Origin of the sequence: Pseudarthrobacter phenanthrenivorans (assembly GCF_000813845.1) — a bacterium.
Lineage (GTDB): Bacteria > Actinomycetota > Actinomycetes > Actinomycetales > Micrococcaceae > Arthrobacter > Arthrobacter phenanthrenivorans_B.
Map to the genome: position 1 here is coordinate 83,169 of NZ_JWTB01000030.1, position 26,896 is coordinate 110,064.

A 26,896-nucleotide genomic window follows, 5' to 3' on the forward strand; every position below is an offset into this window, starting at 1 on the left:
GCACCCCTCACACCGTCTTAATTACCCCAGTCTATTCCCCCGGGCAGCCACTTTTATAACCGGGCCGGAACGGCCAACGGCCGGGCGGCGCGAAAGATGCGCCACCCGGCCGTTGTGCGTTTTTGGCTGTCCGGCAGCCGGTCCGTCAGGCCTTGGCCGGCGAAGCGGGAACCGTCTTGTCTGCGGCCCCGGCGCGGCGCTGCTGCACGCGCCTCGCCTGCCTGACCAGGTCCGGTTCGCCCTGGCGCAGCCAGGCATACATGGGAGCTGCGACGAAGATGGTGGCGGCCGTGCCGATCAGGATCCCGACAAAGAGGGCCAGGGACAGGTCGCGCAGGGTTCCGGCGCCGAGGAGGCCGGCACCGATGAAGAGGATGGCCCCCACCGGAAGGATGGCCACCATCATGGTGTTGATGGACCGCACCAGCGTCTGGTTGACGGCGAGGTTGACTTCCTCAGCGAAGGTCCGCCGCGTGGATGCGTCGATTCCGGAGGTGTTTTCGCGGATCTTGTCGAAGACCACCACGGTGTCGTACAGCGAATAGCTGAGGACGGTGAGGAAGCCGATGATCGCCGACGGCGTAACCTCGAAGTCGCTGAGGGCATACACCCCGGCGGTGATGAACATGGTCACGGCCATGCCGGCAAGCGCTGAAAGGGACATCTTCCAGGTGCGGAAGTACAGAGCCATCAGCAGGGCCGCCAGCAGCACGAACACCGCCAGGCCGATCAGGGCCTGCTTAGTCACGTCGGCGCCCCAAGTGGGACCGACGAAGGTGGAGGTGACCTCGTTGTCCGTGACGCCGTAGGCGCCGGTGAGGCCCTGCTTGATGCGGAGCGTCTCATCGTCGGTCAGTTTGTCCGTCTGGATCCGCATGGTGTTGCCCGCAACGTTCGCCACGCGGGGCACGCTCCCGGACACAACGTCCGTGACGGCCTTCTCGCCGATTCCGGCATCTGTGGTCTTAACGTTGGACACCGTGAATTCGGAGCCGCCACGGAACTCGATGCCGAGGTTGAAGCCGCCCTTTGCCATCGGAATGAGGATGGACAGCGCCACCCCCACCGCGGCGATGATGAACCAGATCTTCTTGGCTCCTACGAAGTCGTAGGAACGCTTACCGGTGTAGAGCTCGTTGCCGAATGTGGCGAAGCCTGACATTACTTGTTCTCCTTACCGGAGGTCTTGGACGATCCGGCCAGCTGTTCCTGCTTTTCCGCCATGCGCCGTTCCGCGATCGTCATGCGGCGTTCGGCCTCGGCCGCGGCGCCTGCATTCTTGGTACGGACAGCCACAGGCCGGTCCTCCGGGGTACGGACCCGTCCGGCGCCGCGGTACAACGGCACGGCACCCAGGCGTTCGGGATCCAGCCCGGAGAACTTGTGGCCTTCACCGAAGAACCGGGTGCGGGCCAGCAGCTGCAGCGTGGGGTGGGTGAACATGAACACCACGATGAGGTCGGCGATGGCTGTCAGGCCCAGCGTGAACGCGAAGCCACGGACGTTGCCCACCGCCACGAAGTACAGGACGAGTGCGGCCAGGAGGTTGACGGCCTTGGAAGCGAGGACGGTGCGTTTGGCCCGCTTCCAGCCGTTCTCGACGGCGGACACCAATCCCCGGCCTTCACGGAGCTCGTCACGGATGCGTTCGAAGTAGACGATGAATGAATCGGCAGTTTGGCCGATGGCCACGATGATGCCGGCCACGCCTGCCAGGGACAGGCGGTAGTTTTCGGTCCAGCCCAGGATCGCGATGGCGAGGTAGGTCAGGGCGCCGGCCACCACCAGCGAGGCAATGGTGACGAAGCCGAGGGCCCGGTACTGGAACAGCGAGTAGACCACCACGAGCAGGAGTCCGATCAGACCTGCCAGCAGCCCCATGCGCAGCTGTTCGCCACCGAGCGTGGCGGAAATCTGCTGTTCGCTCTGGATGTCGAAACTGATGGGCAGCGCGCCGAACTTCAGCTGGTCGGAGAGGGCCTTGGCGGTCTGCTCGGTGAAGCCGCCCGTGATCTGCGGACGGCCGTCAGTGATCACGGCCAGTGCGCGCGGCGCGGAAATGACCTGGTCGTCCAGCACGATGGCGAACTGGGCCTTGGGGTCGCTTCCCGACTCGCCGCCTGCCGCCACGTAGAACTGGTTCAGGCGCTCCGTTACCTCTTTGAACTTGGCTGTGCCGTCGGCGTCGAACTGGATGTTGACGGCCCAGTCATTGGTGACAGCACCCTGGGCACCCTGCTGCAACTGGAAGGACGAGGTGACGATGTTGGTGCCCTTCACCTCCACCGGGCCAAGGATGTACTTGATGGCCGGGGACTTGGCGGTAGCAGGTTCGCAGGTCACCAGAGGCTTGGCGGGATCTGAGCGTTCGGACTTTTCAGCCGCGGGGCTGTTGCAGTCCAGCGCCTCGAACTGCTTGTAGATCTCCGGGGTAATCCAGTTGGTGTCGCTGCTGTTGGCCGGCTCTGCTGTGGGCTTGGGCAGCTGGTCCTCGGGGGTCTGCGATTCCGGCGGAACAGCCGCACCGTCACCGTTAAGCAGGACGGGCCGGAAGTTCATGTCCGCGGACGCCTGGATCAGGTTCCGGGTTTCGGCGGAGGGGGTGCCCGGGAGGCTGACCACCACGTTGCGCCCGGACTGGGTGCTGATTTCCGCTTCCGAGACGCCGGAGCCGTCAACGCGCTGGCGGATGATCGCCACAGCCTGGTTGAGCTGCTGTTCGTTGATGTCCGAACCGCCCTCGACCTTGGGAGCCAGGATCATCTGGGTTCCGCCCTCGAGGTCGAGGGCCAGTTTGGGTGCCCAGCTGGCCTGCCCGGCGATGGTTCCGCCAGCCAGGACGGCGGTGAGCGCTGCCAGGAGTACACCGAGCCAGACCAGGACGCGGAGTCCTGGTTTTTTGCGGCCAGTTCGTGCCATTGTCGATCTTTCTCTTATTCGCGGAGGAACCGCCGGCGCGGGCTGCTGCCTGCGCCGGCGGTGGTCCGCGGCGGTAGAGGGAGGAAAGGGGCCAGCGGGCCTAGCTGTCCTTCTTGCCCTCGTCGTTGAGGCGCTTCAGGGTCTCTTCGGGAGTCTCGACGCCGGCGGCGTTGCTCCCGGTTTCCGGCGTGGTCAGCGAGGAGGCGTCGTCCGGTACCACAGGCGAAGCCGCGGCGGTTTCGGGTGCGGTCTCCGCTGCAGGCTCCACGATCTTGGTGACTGCCTGGCGGTGCACAGTGGCGAGGTTGCCGGGGGAAAGTTCAAGGGTGACCTTGTTCTCGGCTTCGTCGATGTCGACGATGCGGCCGAAGAGGCCAAAGCTGGTCATGACCTCCACGCCCGGGCCAAACTTCGACTGGAGCTCTGCCTGCTGCTGCTGCGTCTTCTTGTTGCGGCGGAACATCATGAAGATGAACACGCCGAGCATGACGAACAGGAGAATTGACATTGGATCCAAGGGGGAATTCCGTTCTTTAGCGTGGTGAAGCTGGTTTACCAGCGACGTGGGCCTCGCTTCGGCCGGGGTGGGCTGGTGGCGCAGGCGCAAAGCCTTGCGTGCCGTTCCCCAAGCGACGGGGGCATCGGGGCCACCCGCGAAACAAAGACCCGAACGTGCCGGGCGTCATACCAGTCTAAAGGGAAAAGCTGAAGGGAGCCTGCTATTGGCTCTCCGGCGCCCACTCCCCCGCCAGGGAGTCGTCCCCGCCGGGTTCGAAAAGGTCCAGCTGCTCCTGCGCGAAGACACCCTGGGGGATGGCGTAGCCCAGATGCGTCCAGGCCGGGGCCAGCGCGATCCTGCCGCGGGGGGTGCGGCCCAGCAGGCCCTCCCGGACCAGGAAGGGCTCGGCCACCGTTTCAACGGTTTCGGTTTCTTCGCCGACGGCGATGGCCAGGGTGGAGAGCCCGACCGGACCGCCGCCGAACTTGGTGATCAGGGCGTCCAGCACGGCCCGGTCCAGCCGGTCCAGCCCCTTCTTGTCCACTTCGTACATGTCCAGGGCAGCCGAGGCCGACCTGGCGTCGATTTGGTCGATGCCATGGACCAGCGCCCAGTCGCGGACGCGGCGGAGAAGGCGGTTGGCGATGCGGGGAGTGCCGCGGGACCGGCCGGCGATTTCGGCGAAGCCGGCGGAATTGACTTTGAGGTCCAGCAGCCCCGCGGAGCGCCGCAGGACCAGTTCCAGCTCGGGGACGGAGTAGAACTCAAGGTGCCCGGTGAAGCCGAACCGGTCGCGCAGCGGTCCCGGCAGCAACCCTGCCCGGGTGGTGGCCCCCACCAGTGTGAACGGCGGCAGTTCGAGCGGAATGGCGGTCGCACCGGCGCCCTTGCCCACGACGATGTCCACGCGGAAGTCTTCCATGGCCATGTACAGCATTTCCTCGGCAGGCCGGGACATGCGGTGGATCTCGTCGAGGAAGAGGACCTCGCCCTCGGACAAGGAGGACAGGATGGCCGCGAGGTCGCCGGCGTGCTGGATGGCGGGTCCGCTGCTGAGGCGCAGCGGAGCGTTCATCTCTGCGGCAACGATCATGGCCAGGGTGGTTTTGCCCAGGCCCGGCGGACCGGAAAACAGCACATGGTCCGCGGTGCGGCCGCGCATCCGCGAGGCCTGCAGTACAAGCGAGAGCTGCTTGCGGACCCGGTGCTGGCCGACGAAGTCGTCGAGGTTCTTGGGCCGCAGGGCAGCCTCAATGGCGCGTTCCTCCGGCTCCTCCCCCGCGGCGACCAGTGACGGTTCAGCCACGGGTGCCTACACGGTTGCCGGCCCGGGCGCCGTCCTGCCCGAGCCACCGGAGGGTGGTCCGCAGGATCTCGGGAACGTTGCCGCGGAATGAGACTTCGGGTTCGTCGGCCAGTGCCTTGTCGATGCTGGCCGAGGCGTCCTTTTCGGACCACCCCAGGCTGGTCATGGCCGCCACTACCTGCGGCTTCCAGGCGGCTTCGGCGGCCGTGGCGGCACCGGCGGCCGGTGCGGTTCCCTGCGGCACCAGCTTTCCGGCCAGTTCCAGCACGATCCTGCCGGCAACCTTGGGCCCGATCCCGGGAACCTTGGTGAAGGTCTTGCTGTCCCCCGTGTGCGCCGCGACCCGGACCGCTTCGGGGTCGTGGACGGCGAGGACCGCGAGGGCCAGCCGGGGGCCGACGCCGCTGACGCTCAGCAGGACGTCAAAAACCTCGCGTTCGTCGTCCGTGGCAAAGCCAAAAAGCGTCAGCGAGTCCTCACGGACAATCAGCGACGTGAACAGTTGGCCTTCCTCCCCCACGCGCAGCCTGCCGAGCGTCTGGGGGGTGGCGTAGACACTCATGCCCGCACCGTTGAGGTCGATCACGGCCGTGGACAGGCCAACATGCGCTACTGTTCCGCGGAGGAAACTGATCAAGGCCGGGCTCCCGTTATACCGCCGGGCCCAGGATGAGGCCGGCTATCCGAACATATCTACGAATACCCTAGCAAGCAGCCAGGACAATCAGCGTGCGCGGCGCGCCTTGGCCTCCGCCTCGGCCCACGCGCGCTGGGCGGGAGTCAGCGAGGAACTGCCGGGGCCGGTGGTGGCCACCGCAGCGCCGCTGCCGGCCCGCCATGCGTGTGTAATGGCCAGCGCCAGGGCGTCAGCGGCGTCGGCCGGCCGCGGCGGAGCGTCAAGGCGGAGGATCTTGGTGACCAGCTTGGTCACCGCGTCCTTGTTCGAAGACCCGCTTCCGGTCACGGCGGCCTTGACTTCCGACGGCGTGTGCAGCGCCACCGGGATTCCGCGGCGGGCCGCCGCGGCGATCACCACGCCGGAGGCCTGGGCGACGCCCATCACGGTGCTGACGTTGAGTTGCGAAAAAACGCGTTCGACGGCGAGCACTTCCGGTTCGTAGCGGTCCAGCCACTCGTCGATGGCGGTGGCGATCACCAGCAGGCGCCGGTCAAGGGTTTCGTCCGGCGAAGTCCCGACGACCCCTACCGCGACCATGGTGGCCCGCCGGTTCCGTTCGACATCCACCACGCCAATGCCGCAGCGGGTGAGGCCGGGGTCGACGCCCAGGACACGAAGGCTCACCTGCGCCCCATCCAGGCCGGAGAAGACGTTTCCAGCCGCGGCAGCAGGTCAGCTGGCAAGGCCGGACGTCACTCGGATTCCAGGGCGGCCTGGACTTCGTCGCTGAAATCGGCGTTGCTGTAGACGTTCTGGACGTCGTCCAGGTCCTCGAGGGCGTCGGCCAGCTTCAGGAACTTGCGCGCGCCGTCAACGTCCAGCTCCACCTGCATGGAGGGCACAAACTCCACCTCGTCGGTGTCGTACTCGATGCCGGCTTCCTTGAGCGCTTCCCGGATGGCCGGCAGGTCGCCCGGCTCGGAGTGGATCTCGAAGCTCTCGCCGTTGTCCTTGACTTCCTCCGCGCCGGCGTCGAGGACGGCCATCAGGACGTCGTCCTCGGCCAGGCCGTTCTTGGGCAGGTTCACCACGCCCTTGCGGGTAAAGAGGTAGCTGACGGACCCGGGGTCGGCGATGGTGCCGCCATTGCGGGAGATGGCCAGGCGGACTTCGGACGCCGCCCGGTTCTTGTTGTCGGTAAGGCACTCGATCAGCAGGGCCGAGCCCTGCGGTCCGCGGGCCTCATACATGATTTCGGTGTAGTCAACCACTTCACCGGTGAGGCCGGCGCCGCGCTTGATGGCGCGGTCGATGTTGTCATTGGGGACCGAGGTCTTCTTGGCTTTGGTGACGGCAAGTTCCAGGCCGGGGTTGCCGGCGAGGTCCGGCCCACCCATGCGGGCGGCGACTTCGATGTTCTTGATCAGCTTGGCGAAGGACTTTGCACGCCTGGCGTCGATAACGGCTTTCTTGTGCTTGGTCGTCGCCCATTTGGAGTGGCCTGACATGCTTTACGCTTCTCCTCTGATCATTCGGATAAAAAGTTCATGTACGCGTTTCTCGCCGGTCACTTCCGGATGGAAGGAGGTGGCCAGCAGCTGGCCGGAACGCACTGCCACAATTCTAGCCGTCCCCGGCAGCGGGACAGCGTGGGACGCGTGGCCGGGGTCGGCAGGTTCGACCTGTGCAAGGACCTCAACGTCCGGACCCACCCGCTCCACCCATGGGCCGCGGATGAAGACGGCGTGCACGGGCTCAACACCGGATTCGGTGGCGCTGAAGTCCAGCCCCTTGAAGTCCAGGTCGGTTTCAAAGGATTCGCGCTGCCGGCCGAAGGCATTGCGGCGGACGGTGATGTCCAGGCCGCCGAATGTCTGTTGCGGTGCACCGGACAGGTCAGTGGCCGGGTCGGCGATGTCCGAGGCCAGCAGGATCATGCCGGCGCAGGAGCCGTAGACGGGCAGGCCCTCGGCAATGTACTTGCGCAAGGGGTCCGCGAGCTCGAAGGCACGGGCCAGCTTGTCGATGGTGGTGGATTCACCGCCGGGAATGATGAGGCCGTCCAGGCCGTCCAGCTCTTCCGGGCGGCGGACAGCCACGCCGTGCGCGCCGGTGGCTTCCGCGGCGCGCAGGTGCTCGCGGAAGTCTCCCTGGAGGGCCAGGACACCGACCCGCAGGCCTGAGCCCACGCCCGCGGCAGCGGCAGAAGGGGGATTTGTCATCCCTCCAGCATACGGGTCCGGTACCGCTGGCCGGTGCGGCGGACCGGCAGCCGGCAAAGGTTGCATGCCGCTGCTGGGATATATTCAAAACATGGTCTTCTTAAGTGTTCCGCTCGGCAAGCTGGTCCGCGGGGTGTCCCGGCTGCGGGGCGGCGGGTCCGCACTTCCCGGCCTGGTGGTCGAAAAAATCGATCCCGGCTTCATGCGGCGCACGCTCAGCACACTGCCGCATGGGGTTGCCGTGGTCAGCGGCACGAACGGAAAGACCACCACCACCAAGATGGTGGTGGAACTGCTGGAAAGCCAGGGACTGAAGGTCTTCACCAACCGCACCGGCAGCAATTTCACCCGCGGCGTGGCGGCGGCCCTCCTGGGTGAGGTGGACTGGCGCGGCAGGCTGGATGCGGATGTTGCAGTCCTCGAACTCGACGAAGCCCACGCCGTCCATTTCGTGAACAGCGTCCCGCCCCGGTACTGCCTGCTCCTCAACGTCCTGCGCGACCAGCTGGACCGCTTCGGCGAGATCGACAAGACCGCACAACTGCTGCAGCACATTGCCGCCAAGACCACCGGAACTGTGGTCCTGAACCGCGAGGACCCGCGGGTTGCCCGGATCGCGGACACATTGACGGGACAGGACGTCAGGTACTTCGGCCTGGACGATTCCCTGCTGGCCACCTTTCCGAACGACGACGAGATGCGGGCCGCTCCGGGCAGCCCTGCCCCGGCGGGACTGCCCGCAAAGCCGCCTGCCGACGTCGTTCTCCGCAAAGTCGGCGCGGACAGCGCGGAATTCGAGTACGACGGCGGTACGGTCACCACGGCGATGAAGCTGCGCGGGGTTTACAACATCTTTAACGCGGCTGCAGCGCTGACGCTGGCCCGCAGCATCTGCGGCGGAGGCGCCGCCACCACCAACCACGAGACCCTGCTGCACGCACTCTCCCAGGTGGCTCCCGCCTTTGGCCGCGGCGAAAGCCTGACGGTGGACGGCCAGCCCCTGGACCTGGTGCTCGTCAAGAACCCCAGCGGTTTCCGGCTGGGGCTGAAGTCCTTCCCCGCCGGCGGCTACGCCACCATGATCGCCATCAACGACAACTACGCCGACGGCCGGGACATGTCGTGGCTCTGGGACGTCGAATTCGATTCCCTCCGCGACGGCGGGGTGGATACGCTCACGGGCTCGCGCGCCTACGACATGGCCCTGCGGCTGCAGTACGACGAAGTCCCCGTCGGCGCCGTGGACACCGACATTCCTGATGCCCTTGCCGCCTTCATCCGGGAAGGGCAGGGCAAGCCCAAGCGGATTTTCTGCACCTACACGGCGATGCTGGCCATCCGGCGTGAACTGTCCAAAATCACCACCGTGGAGGTTGTCTCGTGAATCCGGCAGAAGCGGCGACGGCGGGCGGCCAGTCGAAAGGCACCCTCCGCGTGGTGCAGCTGTACCCGCGGGATATGAACATCTACGGCGACTGGGGCAATGCCCTGGTCCTGCAGCGGCGCATCCAGTGGCACGGGTACACCCCCGAACTGCTCGAATACAACGTGGGTGATCCCTTCCCCGCGGACGTCGACATCATCGTTGGCGGCGGCGGGCAGGACAGCGGACAGCTGGTCATCCAGGACGACCTGCAGGCCCGGGCGGGCGACCTCAAGGAGTTGGCCGAGGACGGTGCACCGATGCTGCTGATCTGCGGCCTGTACCAGCTTTTCGGCCGGTTCTTCAAGACCCGGACCGGCTCCGTGATTCCCGGCATCGGCGTCCTTGACGTGGAAACCCACGGCACCGATGAGCGGCTGATCGGCAACGTCAAGGTGGCCACCGAGGAATTCGGCGAGGTCCTTGGATACGAAAACCACAGCGGCCAGACGACGCTGGGCAGCGGCGTGCGGCCCCTTGGCACGGTGGCCAAGGGAACGGGCAACAACAGCAGCGACGGCCATGAAGGTGCCCGCTACCGCAACATCGTTGCCAGCTACCTGCACGGCTCCCTGCTGCCCAAGAACCCCGCCATCGCAGACTTCCTCATCCGCACGGCCGCGGAACGCAAGTTCGGAAGCTTCTCTCCCGGCACCCCTGACGACAGCTTCGCCGTCCTGGCCCGGGAGCACGCGGCGCGCCGCCCCCGTTGACGCGGCCGGGTCACCGCCAATGGAAATACTCCCGGTGGATGTTGGCCCTGCGGACCCCCGCTGCCCGGAAGGCTTTGCGGAACTGCCGCAGCATCGCATCGGGGCCGCCCATGAATACGGACAGCAGCCGCGGCTCGGTACCGGTGGCAGCCAGCACCGCCTCGGGCGTCAGCCGTCCGCCCGCCGCGGTGTCCACCCAATGGACCGTAAGCCTGGGCTGGCTTTTGGCGGCGGCCCTGATCTCGCCGGCAAAGGGGGACGGGCCCGCGGACGTGACGAAGAAGTGGACATCCTCCTGCAGTTCCCCTTCCAGCGCCCGGAGCCATCCCAGGAAGGGTGTAATGCCCACCCCGCCGGCGATCCAGACCTGGTGGGCCGTGCCGTGGTGGCGGTCGAACCGGCCGTAGGGGCCGCCCACCACAGCCGGCATCCCGGGCTGGACCACGTCCGGGAGCCTGGTGGTGTGGTCGCCCAGGGCCTTGACCGTGATGCTGATCCCGCCCTCCGGTGCGGGCCCAGAAATGGAGAACGGGTGCCGCTGCCAGCCGTCCGCTGTTTCCAGGTAGACCATGGCGAACTGGCCGGGCTTGAACTGAAGGGGCCGGCCCAGGGGGCGCAGTGCCACCTCCACCAGGTCCGCCGCGACCGGCCGGACTGCTGACACCTGGTAGTCGTGATGCGGCAGGAAATGCCTCGCCAGCAGTTCGCGGTAGGCGTAGAACCCGAGGCCTGTCCCGCCGATGGCCACGTAGCTCCATCGAAGGGCAGGCACAGCCTCGAACGCGCTGGCATCGAGCAGGCCGTGCAGGAATCCGGCGGCCAGGAAGAGCCCCGTCAGCCGGTGGAAGCCCCGCCACCGTTCGTAGCCGCCCAGCAACCGTGCCGCCAGCTGCACGGGCCGGGTGGCAAGCGACGCCAGGACGACACGCCGGGCGGGCGCGGGGAGCATGGTCCGCCAGCGTGGCAGGACGGCCCACACCACCAGTGCTGCAAGTCCGCAGACGGCCACCACGGCAAGTGTCTTTCCCAGGCTTGTTGCATCCGGGTTGGACGCAAGTTCGAGGTGTGGCAGCAGCAGGATGGTCGCCGTTACCGCCGCCCGGCGGTGCCAGATGGCGGCATGGTCGATGCCGCCAAAGATCGGTTCGACGTGGGGAAGGGTGCTGATGAGGACCATCGCGATCGAGTAAAGCAGAACGGACTCACCACCGAGGAGCTGCCCGGCATGCCCCAGGACCGGTTCACCCGCGGGACGCACCAGGAACCAAAAGATGCCATACGCGCCCACCAGCACCACGACTGCGGCCGGGCCCACCCAGCGGAACGGCATTCCCAGGATGGTGGTTACCGGCGTCGTGCCCTCTTTGGCCATCCCAGCGTCCCTTCATCGTGCCGGCCCGTTCGCCTCCCTGCCGGAAGGCGCCGCGCGGTCCGCGACGGGCCGCATAGCCGTAATTGTAGGGATGCTTGCTGGGAACACAGCCGGGTTTCCTTCGTTGAGAAGGCTGCCCGGCTGTGAAAGGTTTAGCCCATGACGAACCCCCTTCTCGCCGCCAGTCCCCTGCCGTACGGCCTTCCTCCCTTCGAAGGCCTGGCCGTGGAGCAATACCGTGAAGCCTTCGACGCCGGACTGTCCGCACACTTGGAGGAGATCCGGGCCATCACCGGAAACCCGGAGCCGGCAACGTTCCGGAACACGGCCCTCGCAATGGAAAATTCGGGGCAGCTGTTGAACCGGGCCGCCGCAGCATTCTTCACCCTGGTCTCGGCGGATGCGTCCCCGCAGATCCGGGAACTGGAAACCGAGCTGTCGCCCCGCCTCTCGGCGCACCAGGATGAGGTGTTCCTGAACCGTGCCCTGTACGGGCGTTTTGCCGCGCTCAGCACTGATGGCTGCGATCCTGAATCCGTGCGCCTGGTGGACGAGTACCTCAAGGAGTTCCGGCAGTCCGGCATCCAGCTGGACGAACCGGACCAGGAGCGGCTCCGCGCCATCAACGCCGAACTGGCCCGCCTGGGCACCGAGTTCGGCCAGCGGGTCAAGGAGGGAATGAAATCTGCCGCGCTCCTGCTGGAGGACGGCGCAGACCTGGCGGGCCTGCCGGCCGGCGATGTGGCCAAGGCCGCGGAAGCGGCCCGCGCCGCCGGGCATGGCCAGGGATACCTGCTCTCCCTGGTCCAGCCCGGCAACCAGCCGGCCCTTGCCGCGCTGGAAAACCGGGATGTCCGCCGCCGCCTCTTCGAAGCATCGGTGGCCCGCGGTACCGGTGGCGGCAGCCTGGACGTCCTGGACCTCGCTATCGACATGGCCAGGCTCCGGGCGGAAAAGGCCCAGCTGCTGGGTTTCGCCAACTTCGCGGAACTGGTGGCGGACCGCCAGACAGCGCCGGACTTCCAGGCGGTGGGAACCGTGCTGAACCGGATGGCGCCGGCGGCGGTCCGCAACGCAGACGCCGAGGCCGCAGCTTTGGCAAAGGTTGCCGGACACCCGCTGGAGCCATGGGACTGGGCCTATTACTCGGCAAAGGTGCGGCGGGAGAAGTACGACGTCGACGAGCAGGCGCTCCGACCGTACTTCGAACTGGAACGCGTCATCACCGACGGCGTGTTCTTCGCGGCCACAGCGCTGTACGGGATCACGTTCCAGGAGCGGACAGACCTCCACGGCTACCACCCGGACGTCCGCATCTGGGAAGTCCGCAACGGGGACGGCACGGAGCTGGGTCTGTTCCTGGGCGACTACTATGCCCGGGAATCGAAGCGGGGCGGCGCCTGGATGAACTCGCTGGTGGACCAGTCGGCCCTGCTGGGCACCCGGCCCGTGGTGATCAACACGCTCAACATTTCCAAGCCGCCCGCCGGTGAACCGACGCTGCTGACCCTGGACGAGCTCCGGACGCTCTTCCACGAGTTCGGCCACGCACTGCATGGCCTGCTCTCCGACGTCACCTATCCCCGCTTTTCCGGCACGGCCGTTCCGCGGGACTTTGTCGAATACCCGTCGCAGGTAAACGAGATGTGGATCATGTGGCCCGAGGTGCTGGCCAATTACGCCCGCCACCACGTCACGGGCGAACCGCTTCCCCGGGACATCGTGGACCGGCTGGAAGAGTCCCGCCTGTGGGGTGAAGGCTTTGCCACCACCGAGTACCTCGGCGCCGCCCTGCTTGATCTGGCCTGGCACACCCTGGAGCCCGGCACCATCCCGGGAGACGCCCTGGAGTTTGAGGCCAAGGCCCTGGCCGCCGCGGGAATTGCCCATCCGCTCATTCCACCGCGCTACCGCACGGGGTACTTCCAGCACATCTTCGCGGGGGCGGGATATGCGGCAGGCTACTACTCGTACATCTGGAGCGAGGTCCTGGACGCGGAGACCGTGGACTGGTTCAAGGAGAACGGTGGCCTCACCAGAACCAACGGCGAAACGTTCCGCCGCGAACTCCTCTCCCGCGGCAACAGCCGCGACCCGCTGGAATCCTTCCGCATCCTGAGGGGCCGCGAAGCCGGCCTCGAGCCCCTGCTCAAGCGCCGGGGCTTGGAGTAACCCCATCGATTGCTGAGCACTTGTCGTTTAGAGCCCCGAAAACGACATTTACGGAGCAACCGATTTAAAAGAACGACGCCGGTCCCCCACCAGAGAAGGTGGGGAACCGGCGTCGTGGTCAAGGCAGTGAAGCCGACCGAAGCGCCGGACGGTGCGGTCCGGCAGCGTGCGTAAAAGGGCCCCCGCCCCCAACCACCACCAATATGGCGGCAGCGGGAGGCGGGGAATAGCACGCCGAGGATCGCGCCGTCCGGCGCGTCACAGAACGCGGAAATTACCAGCCGCGCTCGGCGAGGCGGTGCGGCTGGGGGATCTCGTCGACGTTGATGCCCACCATGGCTTCGCCCAGGCCGCGGGAGGCCTTGGCAATGACGTCGGGGTCGTCATAGAAGGTGGTGGCCTTCACGACGGCGGCGGCGCGCTGGGCGGGGTTGCCGGACTTGAAGATGCCGGAGCCGACGAAGACGCCGTCGGCGCCGAGCTGCATCATCATGGCCGCGTCAGCGGGGGTGGCGATGCCACCGGCGGTGAACAGCACCACGGGAAGCTTGCCGGCAGCGGCGACTTCCTTGACCAGTTCGTACGGGGCCTGCAGTTCCTTGGCCGCGACATAGAGCTCGTCCTCGGGCAGCGAGGAGAGCTTGGCGATCTCGGAGCGGATCTTGCGCATGTGGCCGGTGGCGTTGGAGACGTCGCCGGTACCGGCCTCGCCCTTGGACCGGATCATGGCCGCACCTTCGTTGATGCGGCGCAGGGCCTCACCGAGGTTGGTGGCGCCGCAGACGAAGGGGACGGTGAAGTTCCACTTGTCGATGTGGTTGACGTAGTCGGCCGGGGTGAGGACCTCCGACTCGTCGATGTAGTCGACGCCGAGGGACTGCAGGACCTGGGCCTCGACGAAGTGGCCGATGCGGGCCTTGGCCATGACCGGGATGGACACGGCGTCGATGATCTGGTCGATCATGTCCGGATCGGACATCCGGGAAACGCCGCCTTGGGCGCGGATATCGGCCGGAACGCGTTCCAGCGCCATGACTGCCACGGCACCGGCGTCTTCGGCGATGCGGGCCTGCTCGACGTTGACGACGTCCATGATGACGCCGCCCTTGAGCATCTCGGCCATGCCACGCTTCACGCGGCTGCTGCCCGTGACGCTGTTCGCGGACGAACCGGCCTCGTTGCTTACATCAGGTGTAGACACAAAAACCCCTATGGGTAGACAGATGATCTTCGCCGGGCATGCGGCGGCAGCTGCCGGGTGAGCACGCACGGATTGCCGGGTCCATTGACCGGGCACTTATATACTAGTCCCCCGCCGGCCGGCCGGCTTAATCAGGCTTAATCAGCCGGAGTCGGTTCCGCCAGCGACTGCCGGCGTACCGAGATGACGCGCTGCACCACGGTGATGAGGCTTGCCGCGGCGAGGAGGACCAGCGTCACCAGGAGCACCACTGGCGGCAGGCCCAGGCCGGTCAGGCCGGTGACCACCAGGACGGAGACCAGGCGTTCGGCGCGCTCCGCGATTCCTACGTTGGCACTGAAACCCAGCGACTCCGCCTTGGCACGGGCGTAGGAGACGACCATTCCCAGGACGAGGCACAGCAGGGCTGCGACGGCGATGGCCGTGTTGTTTCCGCCGGTGAAGAACCAGACGGATACGCCGGCAAAAAGTGCCCCGTCCGCGATCCGGTCCAGGGTGGAGTCCAGGAAGTTGCCCCAGCGGCTCTTGACGTCCTGCATCCTGGCCATGATGCCGTCCAGGACGTCGGAGAAGATGAAGGCGGTGATGAACAGGGTGCCCCAGAAGAGCTGACCCAGGGGGTAGAACAGCAGGGCGCCGGCCGCGACCCCGGCAGTACCGAGGATGGTGACAGCGTCGGGCGATATACCGATTTTGAGGAGCCAGCGGGCCAGTGGGGTGAACAGCGCGGTGAAGAAGCCGCGGGCATGCCTATTCAGCATGCGACTCCCCGGGCCAGGCGTCGGCCACCTGCTGCCTGACCTCGTCAAGGGTCTGGGTGATGGCCTTGGTCTGGGCGATGATCGGGAAGAAGTTGCCGTCGCCACCCCACCGGGGAACGATGTGCTGGTGCAGGTGGGCCGAGATCCCGGCCCCGCCAACGACGCCCTGGTTCATCCCGAGGTTGAAGCCGCCGGGATTGGATACTTTGCGCAGCACCCGCATCGCCGTCTGGGTCAGCTCCGAGAACTCGGCTGTTTCTTCCACTGTGAGGTCTGTGTAATCGGGGATGTGCCGGTAGGGGCAGACCAGCAGGTGGCCGGGGTTGTACGGGAACAGGTTCAGCACCACGTAGCAGGTCCGGCCGCGGTGGACGATCAGTGCTTCTTCATCCGTGCGGGCAGGACCTACGCAGAACGGGCAGTCATCCTGGTTCTTGAACTGGTGCTGCCCGCCCTTGATGTAGGCCATGCGGTGCGGAGTCCACAGGCGCTGGAAGGCGTCCGGGACACCGGCGAGGGCGAAATCGTCGGTAACGCCGGCATCGCCTGGATACCCTGCGCCTGTGTTCTCCTGCACTTGCTGCTTCCGTTCGGCTAGCTGGTCCGGTTGCGGACGGCGTCGGTAATCCGTTTGACTGCTTCAGCGACGGGCACTCCGTTGTCCTGGCTGCCGTCGCGGAAGCGGAAGGACACGGCACCTGCTTCAGCGTCGTCGCCACCGGCGATCAGCACGAACGGGATCTTGTCCTTGCTGGCGGTGCGGATCTTCTTGGGGAACCGGTCCGATGACGTATCCACCTCGGCGCGGATGCCCTCCGCCTTGAGCTGGTCCACGACGTCGAACATGTACTCGTTGAACGCTTCCGCAACCGGGATGCCCACCACTTGGACCGGAGCCAGCCACGCGGGGAAGGCACCGGCGTAGTGCTCGGTGAGGACGCCCATGAAGCGCTCCACCGAGCCGAAGAGCGCGCGGTGGATCATGACGGGCCGCTGCCGGCTGCCGTCGGCGGCCTGGAATTCCAGTTCGAAACGCTCGGGCAGGTTGAAGTCCAGCTGGATGGTGGACATCTGCCATGTGCGTCCCAGCGCATCCTTGGCCTGGACGGAGATCTTGGGACCGTAGAAGGCCGCTCCGCCGGGGTCCGGCACAAGCTCCAGCCCGGACTCCTGGGCCACCTCCGCAAGGGTGCGCGTGGCTTCCTCCCAGGTGGCGTCGTCGCCGACGTACTTCTCGGGATCCTTGGTGGAGAGCTCCAGGTAGAAATCGTTCAGACCGTAGTCCTTGAGCAGGTCCAGGACGAAGGTGAGGGTCTTGGTGAGCTCATCCTTCATCTGCTCGCGGGTGCAGTAGATGTGGGCGTCATCCTGTGTCATGCCGCGGACCCGGGTCAGGCCGTGCACCACGCCGGACTTCTCGTAGCGGTAGACGGATCCGAATTCGAACAGCCGCAGGGGCAGTTCGCGGTAGGACCGGCCGCGGGAGCGGAAGATGAGGTTGTGCATGGGGCAGTTCATCGGCTTCAGGTAGTAGTCCTGGCCGGGCTTGCGCACGGTGCCATCCTCATTGAGTTCGGCGTCCACGTGCATGGCGGGGAACATGCCGTCCTTGTACCAGTCCAGGTGGCCGGATACCTCGTAGAGGTGGCCCTTGGTGATGTGCGGGGTGTAGACGAACTCGTAGCCGGCTTCCACGTGGCGCTGGCGTGAGTAGTCCTCCATCTCCTTGCGGATGATGCCGCCCTTGGGGTGGAAGACGGGCAGGCCGGAGCCCAGCTCGTCCGGGAAGGAGAACAGGTCGAGTTCAGAGCCCAGCTTGCGGTGGTCGCGGCGCTCTGCCTCGGCGATGCGCTCCTGGTACTCCTTCAGTGCTTCCTTGGTGGGCCACGCGGTGCCGTAGATGCGCTGCAGCTGCTGGTTCTTCTGGTTGCCGAGCCAGTAGGCCGACGAGGACCGCGTCAGCGCGAAGGCGTTGGAGATGAGTTTGGTGTTGGGCAGGTGCGGGCCGCGGCAGAGGTCGCACCAGACGGTGGTGCCTTCCTTGCGCTCAACGTTGTCGTAGATCGTGATGTCGCCGGCTCCGACCTCGACGTTCACGCCTTCCCCGGCCTCGGCGGCGTCGTTCTTCCTGCCGAGCAGCTCGAGCTTGTAGGGCTCGTCCTTCATGGCCTCGCGGGCCTCGTCCTCGCTGACCACTCGGCGGACGAACTTCTGGTTCTGGTTGATGATCTTCTGCATCATCTTTTCGAGGGTCTTGAGGTCCTCGGGGGTGAACGGTTCGGCGACGTCGAAGTCGAAGTAGAAGCCGTCGGTGATGTACGGACCGATGCCAAGCTTGGCGTCGGGGCGCAGCTGCTGCACAGCCTGGGCCATGACGTGCGCGGTGGAGTGGCGCAGGACGTTAAGGCCGTCGGGCGAGTCAATGGTGACGCCTTCCACCTCGGCGCCTTCGGGAAGTTCCTGGTCCAGGTCCTTCAGTTCGCCGTTAACGCGGGCAACAACAACGTCACGGCGCTCAAAGAAGAGTTCCGCACCGGTGGTCCCGGTAGTCACCTTGGTCTCTTCGCCATCGACGAGAAGGGTGATCTGCTGGGCATCTGACACGGGTGTCTCCTATTCAAAGTTAAGGCTTCATAGCTTGTGGCATACGGGGACCACAGCCAGCCACCGTCAATGCTATCGGTTCGGCTAAGGGCCGACCAACGCGGCACACGGCAGGGTTACCCGTTGAAGCCGGTGATGGCCAGTGTCCTGCTGATGCCGTCCAGCGGGTGCGGCCCGTCCCCCGGGACCGTGGTGCCGGAGTCCGGGAAGGGCAAGGTCTCCGGCCTGGCCAGGTCCCACGCCATGCTTGCGCTGATGCTGATGCCGCGCGGGCCGGTCCTGCGGGTGGTGCCCCGGATCAGGAGCAACCGGGTGCCAAACAGGAGCGGCCCGGCACTTTCCTGGGCTTCATGGAAAAAGACGGAATCCACGCAGCCGGTGCCGTCGTCGATGCTGATGAACACCACCCTCCGGCCGCCCCGCATCGGAGGGGTTTGGGTGGCCACCCGGACACCCGCAACCAGGACTTCAGTGCCGTTCCGGAGGCTGAGGAGCTTGTCCGCCGTGGTGACGCCCAACCGTTCGAGCATGGGACGGTGGCTGTCCATGAGGTGGGTGCTGACATCCACTGCCATCAGGTCCAGTTCGGCCCGGACATTTTCCACCAGGGTAGGGGCGGGAAGACCTGGCTTGAGGTTGCGCAGTTCAATGTCCCCCAGGGGCAGGGACAGTTGCCCGTCCACCACATCAGTACCTTTGCGCGCCCCAGTGGATGACTGCAGCTGCTGCAGGTGCTGGACCAGGTCGGCACGGTTGGCGGTACCCCCGGCTTCGCGGTGCAGGGAATCGAAGGCCCCCAGCTGCGCCAGGCGGCGGATGCTTGGCTTGCTGAGCCGCGAGCGCGCCCGGAGGTCTGCCAGGGAGTCGAATGGCTGGCCGGCCACGATCCGTTTCAATTCGGCTGCGGACAACCCATAGATGCCGTTCAGGCTAAGCCTGATTCCCAGCCTGCCGGCATCTTTGCCGGACTCGATACGTTCCACCCGGTATTCGGCTTTGCTCCTGTTGATGTCCAGGGGAAGGATGGGGATGCCAAGCCTGCGAGCTTCGGCCACCAGCAGGCGTTTCGGGTACATTCCGGGGTCGTGCTCCCACAGGCCGGCCAGGAAGGCCTCGGGGTGGTGGGTCTTCAGCCAGGCTGACTGGTAGGTGGGGACAGCGAAAGCGGCACCATGGGCTTTGCAGAAGCCGAAACTGGCAAACGACTTCAGCGTGCCCCAGACCTTGTCCACCACCTCCGGTGCGTATCCCTTGGCTTTGGCGTGGCGCCGGAAGTACTCCTCCACCTGGGCTTCGCCGGCTTCGCTGCTCAAAGCCCTGCGGAATTCGTCGGCTTTGGCCAGTCCGCAGCCGGTCATGATGTCCAGGGTCTTCAGGATCTGTTCGTGGAACACCGTGACCCCGTGGGTTTCCTTCAGCACCGGCTTAAGGTCCGGGTGGGGATAGACCTCAGGGGCGAATCCGTGCCGGTGTTCCAGGAAGGGACGGACCATGTCCGACTTCATGGGGCCCGGGCGGAAGAGGGAAATATCGATGATGAGGTCGTTGAATTCCCGTGGCGCCATTTTGCCGATCAGCTCACGTTGGCCCGGGGATTCGATCTGGAAGCAACCGAGCGTGTGGGTGCTCCTGATCAGCTCATAGGTGGCTTCATCGTCGAGGGGAACGGCATTGAGGTCGATCCGGCCGTCTCCGGCAATGTAGTCGGGGCCTGAGCCGTCAGGCCCTTGCGGGTGGCGGCCTGCAGCCACGACATCCTTTTTTGTGGGGTGGATGCGGATGATCTCCCTGACGGCAAAGGCCATGGCACTTTGCATGCGGACACCCAGGACATCGAGCTTGAGCATGCCCATGGGGTCCATGTCATGTTTATCGAACTGGCTCATGGGCAGCCCGAGGCCGCTTGGCTGGACGGGAGTGCGGTCCAGGAGGGTGGCGTCGCCCAGGATCACGCCGCACGGATGCATGGAGATGTGGCGGGGCAGCCGGTCTAGCCGCTCGGTCAGGTCCACCAGCAGGTCGAGCTGCTGGTTCCCGTCGGCATCCCGTTGTTCCACCCGGCCGGCAAACTCCCTAAGCTCGGGTTTTTCCTGCAGCGCTTCACGGAATTTCCGGGCAGAGAACCGCCACAACTGCTTTGCGATCTCCCCCACCTCGCCGTCGTCCATGCCCAGGGCGAGTCCGGCATCACGCACAGCTCCCCGCGCCCGGTACCCGTTCTGCATGCTCATCAGGGTGACCCGTTCGCGGCCGAAACGCTCGAAAATCCTGCGGTAGACGTTGTGGCGTTCCGCGCTTTCGACGTCGATGTCGATGTCCGGGAGCGTGGCACGGTCGTTGGACAGGAAGCGTTCAAAGATCAGGTCATGCTGGAGGGGGTTCACATGGCTGACCTCGATCAGGTAGTTGACCAGGCTGGATGCCCCGGATCCCCTGGCGGCAGCCCTGACGCCCATGTCCTGGATCATCCTGGATACTTCCGCCACGGTCAGGAAGTAGGAGGAGAACCCGAGGTTCTGGATGATGCGAAGCTCATGGTCCAGCCGGGCCAGCATGTCCTGCTCCGGCTTGCCCGCTATCCCCGGGAACCGCCTTCCGATTCCGGCCTGGCAGCGCTGGATGAGTTCCACGTGCGGATCCTGGCTGATGCCTATGACTGATGCCTCCGGCACTACAGGCTGCTTCCAGCCCATGTCCGTGGCGGGATCGATACGGCACAGATCGGCGAGCGCCTCCGTCTGGGCCATCAACTGCCTGAGGTCGGCGGCACCGTAACCGGCAGCCGAAATGATTTCCCTGCCCAGGCCCAGCATTTGGTCCCCGGTTTTCAGCCATCCCTGGCCGGTGGGTTGCAGGAGCGGCTCACCTGCCAGTTCCGGGAGGGATTTCAAGGTGCGGGCAGAGTCCAGAACGTCGGCGGTGGGGGCGCCGTCTGCGGCGCAGTACCGCACGGCGTTGGTAAGGATGGCGGGGACGTGGTGTTCCTCGGCAAGCCTCAACATCCGGACAGCATGCGCTGTGCTGAAAGGCGATCCCGGGGCGCTGAGCTGGGAGACGATTTCGGCCACGACTGTCCCGGTGGGCATGGCATCCAGCCATTGCTTGAACAGGGTTCGGGGACGGAGGTACCGCCGGCCTCCCATGGCCCGGCCGACGTCGGAATCAGGGCCGAGCAGGACGGTCAGGACAGGCTTGAGGGTTTGGGGGTCGAGGGTCCGGGATGCGAGTTCGGCCCTGGTCACCGCCACGGGTACCGCTCCCCCGGCTTTACCGGAAGTCCTGGCGTGGGCGTCTGAGACCAGGCGGCACAGCGCACGGTAACCGGCCCCGTTGTTGTGGCCGCGGGCAAGCACCACCACCCTGCCGGCCAACTGGGTGCGATGATCGCCGTCGTCGTCAAATACTGCGAGGTCCACCCCGACGATGGGGTCGATGCCCGCAGCCATGCAGGCCTTGATGTGCTTGATGGTGCCGTAGAGCCCGTCACGGTCGGTGCAGCCCAGGGCTGTGGCGCCGTCGGCGGCAGCTGCATTGGCAAGTTCTTCAGGCCAGGAGACGCCGTAGTGGGCGCTGAATGCAGTGGAGACGTGGAGGTGGGTAAAGCTCATGCTGTTCTGTGGTCAAGCCGGACAGGGCGGAGGGCATCATGGATTCGCAGCAGCCGCCAGCGGCCACTGCGGATGTGGCGGGCCAGGTCAAGGGTGAGGGGCTCTTCGGCTGCCGGCCCGGCCGCCGGCACACGCGTAGCCTTGGTGGGAAGCACCTGGACGCGCCAGATTTCATGGTCCACCACTCCCTGCCCGCTTCCGAGCGGAGCACGGCTGTCTTCGGCCCACCACTGCCGGCGTTCATACCAGCGGACGGGTTCGGCACAGACGGTGTATGCCCTGCCCTGCCAGGTCAGGGATTCAGGCTGCCCTTCGGCGGAACACACCACGTCCACGGACTCACTGAACATGCCCATGGCGCCTCCCGACGGTGATTTCTTCTGCTCATTCGAATAAGTGTTCGAATAAAACCAGTTTACGCCGGGCGGCCAGCAAAACATAGGCGGGGGTGGACGGGGCGTCCGGCAGGGAGCAGGATGTTGGCATGAGTACCGATGACGCGCTCCTGAAGCAGGCCAGCATCAAGACCGAGGACTCCACCCTCGTGGCACAGTTCGACATAGACGGCGCCATTCCGGATTCCGGCGCCTATGTGGTGGGTTTAATGGGTGCCTCGCCGGACTATTCACTGCAGCGGCGGCTGTGCATTGAGTTCATGAACGGGGAGGCCATTGCCTGCTACTCGTTCAACCGGGACCAGGGAATCGAGGAAGACTACGACCTGTCCGGAGTATCACACTCGGAGAACAGCATTACCGGCAGCTTTCCGCTCACTGCCCTGAACGGGCTCGGGCAGGGGCACGTCCTGTCAGCCTTCAGCGAGGCGGACGGCCGGGAATTCCAGCACGGGGTGCCGGTGGAGGAAGCCATCTAAGGCTCCTCCACCCCCGCGCGGCTGGTTAGCTGTTTTCTTTGTGGATCTTCAGTTCAAGTTCAATGAACCCGGAGATCATTGCCCGGTAGGTTGATTCGACGATATCCGGGTCGATGTCCTTTTTCTCGGCCGCGGAGCGCACATGCTCGATGATGCGTTCCACGCGGCCGGGCGCCCGTACCTCGGCGTCATCACCCTTGAGGGTTCCGGCGATCCTGATCAGCCGTTCGCGGCGGGCAATGAGGGTGACGATCTGTTCATCCACCTCATCAACGGCAACGCGAACGGCAGCGAGCTGTTCCTTGTCGGCCCGGGCATCCCTATCGTTTCCTTGAATTGTCGCCATCATCTGACAGTATCGAAGCATGGAGCCCAGAGTCGACTTTATCTCCCTCGGTGTCCGCAATGTCCAGGAGTCGCGGGCCTTCTATATTGACGGCCTGGGGTGGCCGGTCCACCGCGAAGTGGCCGGCGAAGTGCTGTTTATCCAGGTGAACCACGGCCTGGTGCTCTCCCTGTGGGATGTCCGCCAGATGCAGGCCGAGGCAGGCGTCAGCCCACCTGACGGCGTCCCGCGCATCACCTTGAGCCACAACCAGCCCAGCGCAGCCGACGTGGACCGGGTGATTGAAGAGGCCGCGGCGGCAGGAGCAACCGTTATTGCCGAACCCGTCACCCAGCCGTGGGGAGGCTACACGGGGTACTTTGCCGATCCCGACGGCTTCCGCTGGGAGGTGGCCTACAACCCCACCTGGACAGTGGACGACGACGGCACGGTCACCGTGTGACATCGTGGCACCGTGGTGGGCGGCTGCTAGAACAGTGTTTCCACCGGGCGGATCAGTTCCGGCCCGTTGTTGCGCACATTGCCAACTTCGCGGCCCACGGATTCCACCTGCCAGCCAGCGGCGGCTTCCTGCACTCCTGACCGCACCAGGTCCACCAGCGCCGCGGGGTCGTCGGCCTGCGGGTCCAGCCATGCGTCCATCGTTGCATTGTCCATGGGCAGCGGCACGCGGTCATGCAGTTCGGTGAGCTTGCCAAAAATCCCGTGTTCACTGCCCGGCGGCGGCGTGTCCGCCGTGAGGATGGAAGTGGAGAGCAGCCAGCGGCCCGGCTCCCCGTCCGGAACCGACGGGTCCTTCCACCATTCATAGAGGCCGGCGAACGCCAGGCTCCGGCCCTGGCCCGGGTGCACATAGTACGGCTGTTTGGATTTCCCCGGGCCCTGTTTCCATTCGTAGTAGCCGTCAGCAGGGACGGCGCAGCGCCGGGACTGCACTGCCTTCCTGAAGGCCGGCTTCTCCAGCACGGATTCGCTTCGGGCGTTGATCATGCGCGAACCGATTCCGGGATCCCGGGCCCAGGACGGGACCAGGCCCCAGCGCGCCACGTGCAGCTGGCGTATCTGCCTTGGCTCGGCGGGGCCATCAATGATGCGTTCCAGCACGATGGGGACAGCATCGGTGGGCGCCACGTTCCATGACGGCGGAATGCTTACCTCGTCCTCCAGGCCGGCATCGAATTCGGCCAGCAGGTCCCCCACGGCGCGTGCCATAACGTAGCGTCCACACATGGCACCAGCTTGCCAGCGCGCGCCACAAACTGTCATCCAGCCGCGCCCGGGCCCGTTCGGCACCGGGGAATACCGCCGGCCGCGCTACCGTTGACCGTAAGGAAACCTTTCAAGCGACGTTTAGGAGATCCCTGTGGACTTCACTCCCGAATCCGGCACCATCACCATGTTTTCCACCACCTGGTGCGGCTACTGCAACCGGCTGAAGAAGCAGCTGGATGCGCAGGGCATCGGCTACACGGAAATCAACATCGAAGAGGTGGACGGCACCGCAGAACTCGTGGAGCAGCTCAACGGCGGAAACCGCACCGTCCCCACGGTCCTCTTCCCGGACGGATCCGCCGCCACCAACCCGTCGGCCGCCGAGGTGAAGAGCCGCCTGGCCGCTTAGCCGGACGTTCCGGCCGCGCCGCACCGTACATGCCCGCCGCCCGGTACCGATTTAATTTAGTGCGGGTCATGCCCCCAGGCTGCTGAAGGAAGCAGTTTCCAGGGTGGCATGGCCCGCATACGTTTGCAGCAGGGCCTGCTCCACAGCGTCCACTCCAAGGCCCGGCACCAGGTCGTTGGCGGCGCCGGCGGTGGCAGGATCCCAGTCCAGTCCCAGTGCCGCGTAGCTGTCGGTGAGGACCTTGCGGATCGGGGCGGAATCCTCCACCACGATCACGGAGCTGAAAAGCCAGCCGCCGGAGACCACCCGCTGGGCGGTTCCCACCAGTTTCACCCGGCGGGAGCTGTCCGCCGGATCCGTTCCATGCACGCTGTATTCGCCGGGACAGTACTCACCGGGGATTTCCCCTACCGCAGCCTGCACCCCAACACTTCGCAGCGCCTCGGCAAAGAGCCCGCCGAAATACCCGAAACGTGCCTTGGACCCAGCAACGGCGTCCGCGTCCGGTTCGATGTGGTCCACCACCAGCGTGCCCTGGTGGTAGGCGGCGGCACGTCCCCCCGCCCGCCGAACCAGGGGCTCAAAGCCGTTGTCGCGGCAGGCCTGGGCCGCTGCCTCGAAGCCCGGCAGCCTCGTATCCCGCTGCCCGAAGGCCACAGTCGGAGCAGGCCGGTAGAGCCGGAGGGTGGGGCCGATGCCGCCGCTCCTCGCCCGGGCGAGCAGCTCGAGGCCGAACTCCAGGTCGCGGCCAGCGCCGAGAGACACGTCCTGGCGCACCACCGTGAGCGTGCGAAGTCCAGTACCGGTGTGGTGCATTGTGGCGAAGCTCCCTGGCTAGGTGTCGGCGGTTCCGACAGGTTCGACGGCTTGCGGTCCGGGCAGGCCCTCCCTAGGTTACGCCCGACGGCGGCACCGGCCTTAACGCCCCCGGCGCCCCACCCACAGGGCGTGCAGCAGCGGAACCGCCGACGCGGCCATCAGCACGCTGCCCAGCGGCAGGTCATCGGAGCGGACGATGGCCCCTGCAACCAGCAGGGCACCGAACACCACGCCCGAGGCCGTGCGGCGCACGGCACGGTCCAGGCGTGCGGCCTGCCGTTCCAGGCGGGGAACGGCCACCTGCAGCGATCCCTCCTCCAGGCGCCCTGCCAGGGCGTCCAGCCGGCCGGGAAGACGCAGTGCGGTGCCGGCGGCCTCGACGGCCTGCCGGGCCGCGTCCTGGAGCAGGTTGCCGCGTTCATCCCGCAGCAGCTGCGCGGCATAGGGCTCCACGGAATCCCAGAGGTTGAAGCGTTCGTCCAGGGCGCTGCACACACCCGAGGTCAGGGACATGGCGCGGATGATCAGCAGGAAGTTCTCCGGCAGCTGGAACGGCAGCGACCGGACCACGTCACCGAACTCCACGGCAAAGTCACGGAATTCCCGCGGATCCACCTCGCGCAGCTCGGCGAAGCCCATGCCGCCGAAGCGGGCAAAGAGCTGCGTCATGGCACGCTCCAGGGCCACACTGTCAGCGGAGGGCATCAGCACGCCGACGTCGTTGATCGCCGCAACGAGTCCCTTGCCGTCGCGGGCGGCGGCGGCAATCAGCAGCTTCCGCAGCCCGGTGCGCGTGCCGGCCGTTACCTCGCCCATCATGCCGAAGTCGATGAACGTCAGCTTCCAGGGCAGTTCCCCCATGGCGGCGGGCTGCGGGGTGACGAAGATGTTCCCAGGGTGGGGATCGGCATGGAAGAAACCGTTGGTGAAGAGCTGGTCGAACATGATGGACGCAAACACCGGGGCGACCGTCGTGGGGTCGATGCCGGCGGCACGCAGGCCCCGGACGTCGGTGATCTTGATGGCCGTGACGTCCTCGAGGGTCAGCACCCGGCGGGTCGTGCGTTCCCAGACGACGTCCGGCACGGCCACCCGGCTGTCACCGGCGAAGTCCGCAGCGAAGCGCTCGGCGTTGACGGCCTCGTGGAGGTAGTCGATTTCCGCCAGGCTGGTCTGGGCGAATTCCTCCACCAAGGCGGGCATGTCGGCTCGCCGGGCGACAAGCCGGACGTGGCTGAGCCAGCCCGCCACCCTGCGCAGGGCAGCGAGGTCGACGTCGACAATCGCCCCGATACCCGGACGCTGGACCTTGAGGACCACGGCGTGGAGTCCGGTATCCCCGGCGTCCGCGGGATTGAGCCACGCCCGGTGTGCCTGGCCCAGCGATGCTGCCGCGATCGGCTCCTGGTCCACCGACTTGAAGACGCGGCCCAGGGGTGTGCCAAGTTCCTTTGCTGCGAGGGCGGAGATGGCGGGAAACGCCACCGGCGGTACCTCATCCTGCAGTCCTTCGAGCTCCCTGGTGATCTCCGGCGGCAGGACGTCGAGCCTGGAGGACAGGAACTGGCCCACCTTGATCATCAGGCCGCCAAGTTCCACCGCCAGGTCGTGGAACCGCCGGGCAAAGCGGCGCATCCGCGTGGAGCGTGTCCGGGCGGCGATCCGGCCCAGCCCAATGCGCGGCAGGAACAGCTCGAACCACCACGTAGAGGCAAGGTTCCAGGCTGCGAAGCGCAGGATCCGCCGGTAGCGTCCGGCGTGCTCCCGCGCGGGTTGCTGCCGGGCTGGACTCTCCTGGACAGAGGACGCCACCCGCG

At 66.1% G+C, this 26,896-nt stretch carries 25 protein-coding genes; 6 read left to right on the top strand and 19 right to left on the bottom strand.

The genetic code is table 11. The features are described from left to right. Positions 1-145: 145 nt before the first annotated feature. The 8 genes from secF to pdxT all read right to left on the bottom strand — a co-directional run bounded on the left by secF (position 146) and on the right by pdxT (position 7,565). Positions 146-1,162, bottom strand: coding sequence for a protein translocase subunit SecF (gene secF, locus RM50_RS15350; RefSeq protein ID WP_043454451.1), 1,017 nt, complete (start codon positions 1,160-1,162; stop codon positions 146-148). After that, positions 1,162-2,919, bottom strand: a complete 1,758-nt coding sequence (secD, locus tag RM50_RS15355) for a protein translocase subunit SecD (protein ID WP_043454454.1) — start codon at positions 2,917-2,919, stop codon at positions 1,162-1,164. Before secD ends, secF begins: the two co-directional genes overlap by 1 nt. 100 nt (positions 2,920-3,019) lie before the next feature. After that, entirely contained in the window at positions 3,020-3,427 is a 408-nt protein-coding gene (yajC, locus tag RM50_RS15360) for a preprotein translocase subunit YajC (RefSeq protein WP_052260281.1), read from the bottom strand. A gap of 211 nt (positions 3,428-3,638) precedes the next feature. Beyond that, the gene (ruvB, locus tag RM50_RS15365; protein WP_043454458.1) at positions 3,639-4,724 is read right to left on the bottom strand and encodes a Holliday junction branch migration DNA helicase RuvB; all 1,086 of its coding nucleotides are present in this window, start codon (positions 4,722-4,724) and stop codon (positions 3,639-3,641) included. After that, positions 4,717-5,361 carry a Holliday junction branch migration protein RuvA gene (gene ruvA / locus RM50_RS15370; protein ID WP_043454460.1) on the bottom strand — a complete coding sequence of 215 codons (645 nt, stop codon included), beginning with the start codon at positions 5,359-5,361 and terminating at the stop codon, positions 4,717-4,719. Before ruvA ends, ruvB begins: the two co-directional genes overlap by 8 nt. A gap of 87 nt (positions 5,362-5,448) precedes the next feature. Beyond that, on the bottom strand, positions 5,449-6,027 hold the full coding sequence (ruvC, locus tag RM50_RS15375) for a crossover junction endodeoxyribonuclease RuvC (protein ID WP_043454463.1): 579 nt from the start codon (positions 6,025-6,027) through the stop codon (positions 5,449-5,451). Between the two features lie 68 nt (positions 6,028-6,095). Continuing rightward, positions 6,096-6,851: a YebC/PmpR family DNA-binding transcriptional regulator gene (locus RM50_RS15380; protein WP_043454466.1), complete on the bottom strand. Its 756-nt coding sequence runs from the start codon at positions 6,849-6,851 to the stop codon at positions 6,096-6,098. A 3-nt stretch (positions 6,852-6,854) separates the two neighbouring features. Next, positions 6,855-7,565, bottom strand: coding sequence for a pyridoxal 5'-phosphate synthase glutaminase subunit PdxT (gene pdxT, locus RM50_RS15385; protein WP_043454470.1), 711 nt, complete (start codon positions 7,563-7,565; stop codon positions 6,855-6,857). A gap of 91 nt (positions 7,566-7,656) precedes the next feature. On the opposite strand from pdxT, the gene RM50_RS15390 reads away from it, so the two are divergent. Together RM50_RS15390 and RM50_RS15395 are read left to right on the top strand one after the other, a co-directional pair. Then, positions 7,657-8,949: a Mur ligase family protein gene (locus tag RM50_RS15390; protein ID WP_205622283.1), complete on the top strand. Its 1,293-nt coding sequence runs from the start codon at positions 7,657-7,659 to the stop codon at positions 8,947-8,949. Next, a complete protein-coding gene (locus RM50_RS15395; protein WP_043454476.1) occupies positions 8,946-9,701 on the top strand; it encodes a type 1 glutamine amidotransferase in 756 nt (251 codons plus the stop codon). The genes RM50_RS15390 and RM50_RS15395 overlap by 4 nt, the downstream gene beginning before the upstream one ends. A 10-nt stretch (positions 9,702-9,711) precedes the next feature. Here the strand turns inward: RM50_RS15395 and RM50_RS15400 are convergent, their stop codons facing one another. Beyond that, positions 9,712-11,073, bottom strand: a complete 1,362-nt coding sequence (locus RM50_RS15400) for a ferredoxin reductase family protein (protein ID WP_043454479.1) — start codon at positions 11,071-11,073, stop codon at positions 9,712-9,714. Positions 11,074-11,232: 159 nt separating this feature from the next. Here RM50_RS15400 and RM50_RS15405 point away from each other — a divergent pair, with 159 nt between their 5' ends. Next, positions 11,233-13,245 carry a M3 family metallopeptidase gene (locus RM50_RS15405; RefSeq protein ID WP_043454482.1) on the top strand — a complete coding sequence of 671 codons (2,013 nt, stop codon included), beginning with the start codon at positions 11,233-11,235 and terminating at the stop codon, positions 13,243-13,245. Positions 13,246-13,519: 274 nt separating this feature from the next. On the opposite strand, the gene pdxS is transcribed toward RM50_RS15405, so the two are convergent. The 6 genes from pdxS to RM50_RS15435 all read right to left on the bottom strand — a co-directional run bounded on the left by pdxS (position 13,520) and on the right by RM50_RS15435 (position 21,775). Further along, positions 13,520-14,446, bottom strand: coding sequence for a pyridoxal 5'-phosphate synthase lyase subunit PdxS (gene pdxS, locus RM50_RS15410; RefSeq protein ID WP_043454486.1), 927 nt, complete (start codon positions 14,444-14,446; stop codon positions 13,520-13,522). A gap of 137 nt (positions 14,447-14,583) precedes the next feature. Beyond that, positions 14,584-15,207: a phosphatidylinositol phosphate synthase gene (gene pgsA / locus RM50_RS15415; protein ID WP_043454489.1), complete on the bottom strand. Its 624-nt coding sequence runs from the start codon at positions 15,205-15,207 to the stop codon at positions 14,584-14,586. Continuing rightward, positions 15,197-15,784 carry an HIT family protein gene (locus tag RM50_RS15420; RefSeq protein WP_043454492.1) on the bottom strand — a complete coding sequence of 196 codons (588 nt, stop codon included), beginning with the start codon at positions 15,782-15,784 and terminating at the stop codon, positions 15,197-15,199. Before RM50_RS15420 ends, pgsA begins: the two co-directional genes overlap by 11 nt. Before the next feature lie 17 nt (positions 15,785-15,801). After that, the gene (gene thrS / locus RM50_RS15425) at positions 15,802-17,811 is read right to left on the bottom strand and encodes a threonine--tRNA ligase (protein WP_043454495.1); all 2,010 of its coding nucleotides are present in this window, start codon (positions 17,809-17,811) and stop codon (positions 15,802-15,804) included. 116 nt (positions 17,812-17,927) lie between these two features. Further along, positions 17,928-21,419 (bottom strand): DNA polymerase III subunit alpha, encoded by a 3,492-nt coding sequence (locus tag RM50_RS15430; RefSeq protein WP_043454497.1) that lies wholly within the window; start codon positions 21,417-21,419, stop codon positions 17,928-17,930. Next, positions 21,416-21,775 carry a DUF6504 family protein gene (locus tag RM50_RS15435; protein WP_043454502.1) on the bottom strand — a complete coding sequence of 120 codons (360 nt, stop codon included), beginning with the start codon at positions 21,773-21,775 and terminating at the stop codon, positions 21,416-21,418. The genes RM50_RS15430 and RM50_RS15435 overlap by 4 nt, the downstream gene beginning before the upstream one ends. A gap of 128 nt (positions 21,776-21,903) precedes the next feature. Between RM50_RS15435 and RM50_RS15440 the strand changes: the two genes are divergently transcribed. After that, positions 21,904-22,293, top strand: a complete 390-nt coding sequence (locus tag RM50_RS15440) for a hypothetical protein (RefSeq protein WP_043454503.1) — start codon at positions 21,904-21,906, stop codon at positions 22,291-22,293. 25 nt (positions 22,294-22,318) lie between these two features. On the opposite strand, the gene RM50_RS15445 is transcribed toward RM50_RS15440, so the two are convergent. Beyond that, positions 22,319-22,642: a chorismate mutase gene (locus RM50_RS15445; protein WP_043454505.1), complete on the bottom strand. Its 324-nt coding sequence runs from the start codon at positions 22,640-22,642 to the stop codon at positions 22,319-22,321. Between the two features lie 16 nt (positions 22,643-22,658). On the opposite strand from RM50_RS15445, the gene RM50_RS15450 reads away from it, so the two are divergent. Next, on the top strand, positions 22,659-23,081 hold the full coding sequence (locus RM50_RS15450) for a VOC family protein (RefSeq protein WP_043454508.1): 423 nt from the start codon (positions 22,659-22,661) through the stop codon (positions 23,079-23,081). A 26-nt stretch (positions 23,082-23,107) separates the two neighbouring features. On the opposite strand, the gene RM50_RS15455 is transcribed toward RM50_RS15450, so the two are convergent. Beyond that, positions 23,108-23,851 (bottom strand): SOS response-associated peptidase, encoded by a 744-nt coding sequence (locus RM50_RS15455; protein ID WP_043454510.1) that lies wholly within the window; start codon positions 23,849-23,851, stop codon positions 23,108-23,110. A 151-nt stretch (positions 23,852-24,002) separates the two neighbouring features. On the opposite strand from RM50_RS15455, the gene RM50_RS15460 reads away from it, so the two are divergent. Continuing rightward, positions 24,003-24,260, top strand: coding sequence for a mycoredoxin (locus RM50_RS15460; protein WP_043454512.1), 258 nt, complete (start codon positions 24,003-24,005; stop codon positions 24,258-24,260). Between the two features lie 66 nt (positions 24,261-24,326). Here the strand turns inward: RM50_RS15460 and RM50_RS15465 are convergent, their stop codons facing one another. Beyond that, positions 24,327-25,076 carry a lipoate--protein ligase family protein gene (locus RM50_RS15465; RefSeq protein ID WP_043454514.1) on the bottom strand — a complete coding sequence of 250 codons (750 nt, stop codon included), beginning with the start codon at positions 25,074-25,076 and terminating at the stop codon, positions 24,327-24,329. A 102-nt stretch (positions 25,077-25,178) separates the two neighbouring features. After that, positions 25,179-26,891, bottom strand: coding sequence for an ABC1 kinase family protein (locus RM50_RS15470; RefSeq protein ID WP_043454516.1), 1,713 nt, complete (start codon positions 26,889-26,891; stop codon positions 25,179-25,181). Between the last annotated feature and the right edge of the window lie 5 nt (positions 26,892-26,896).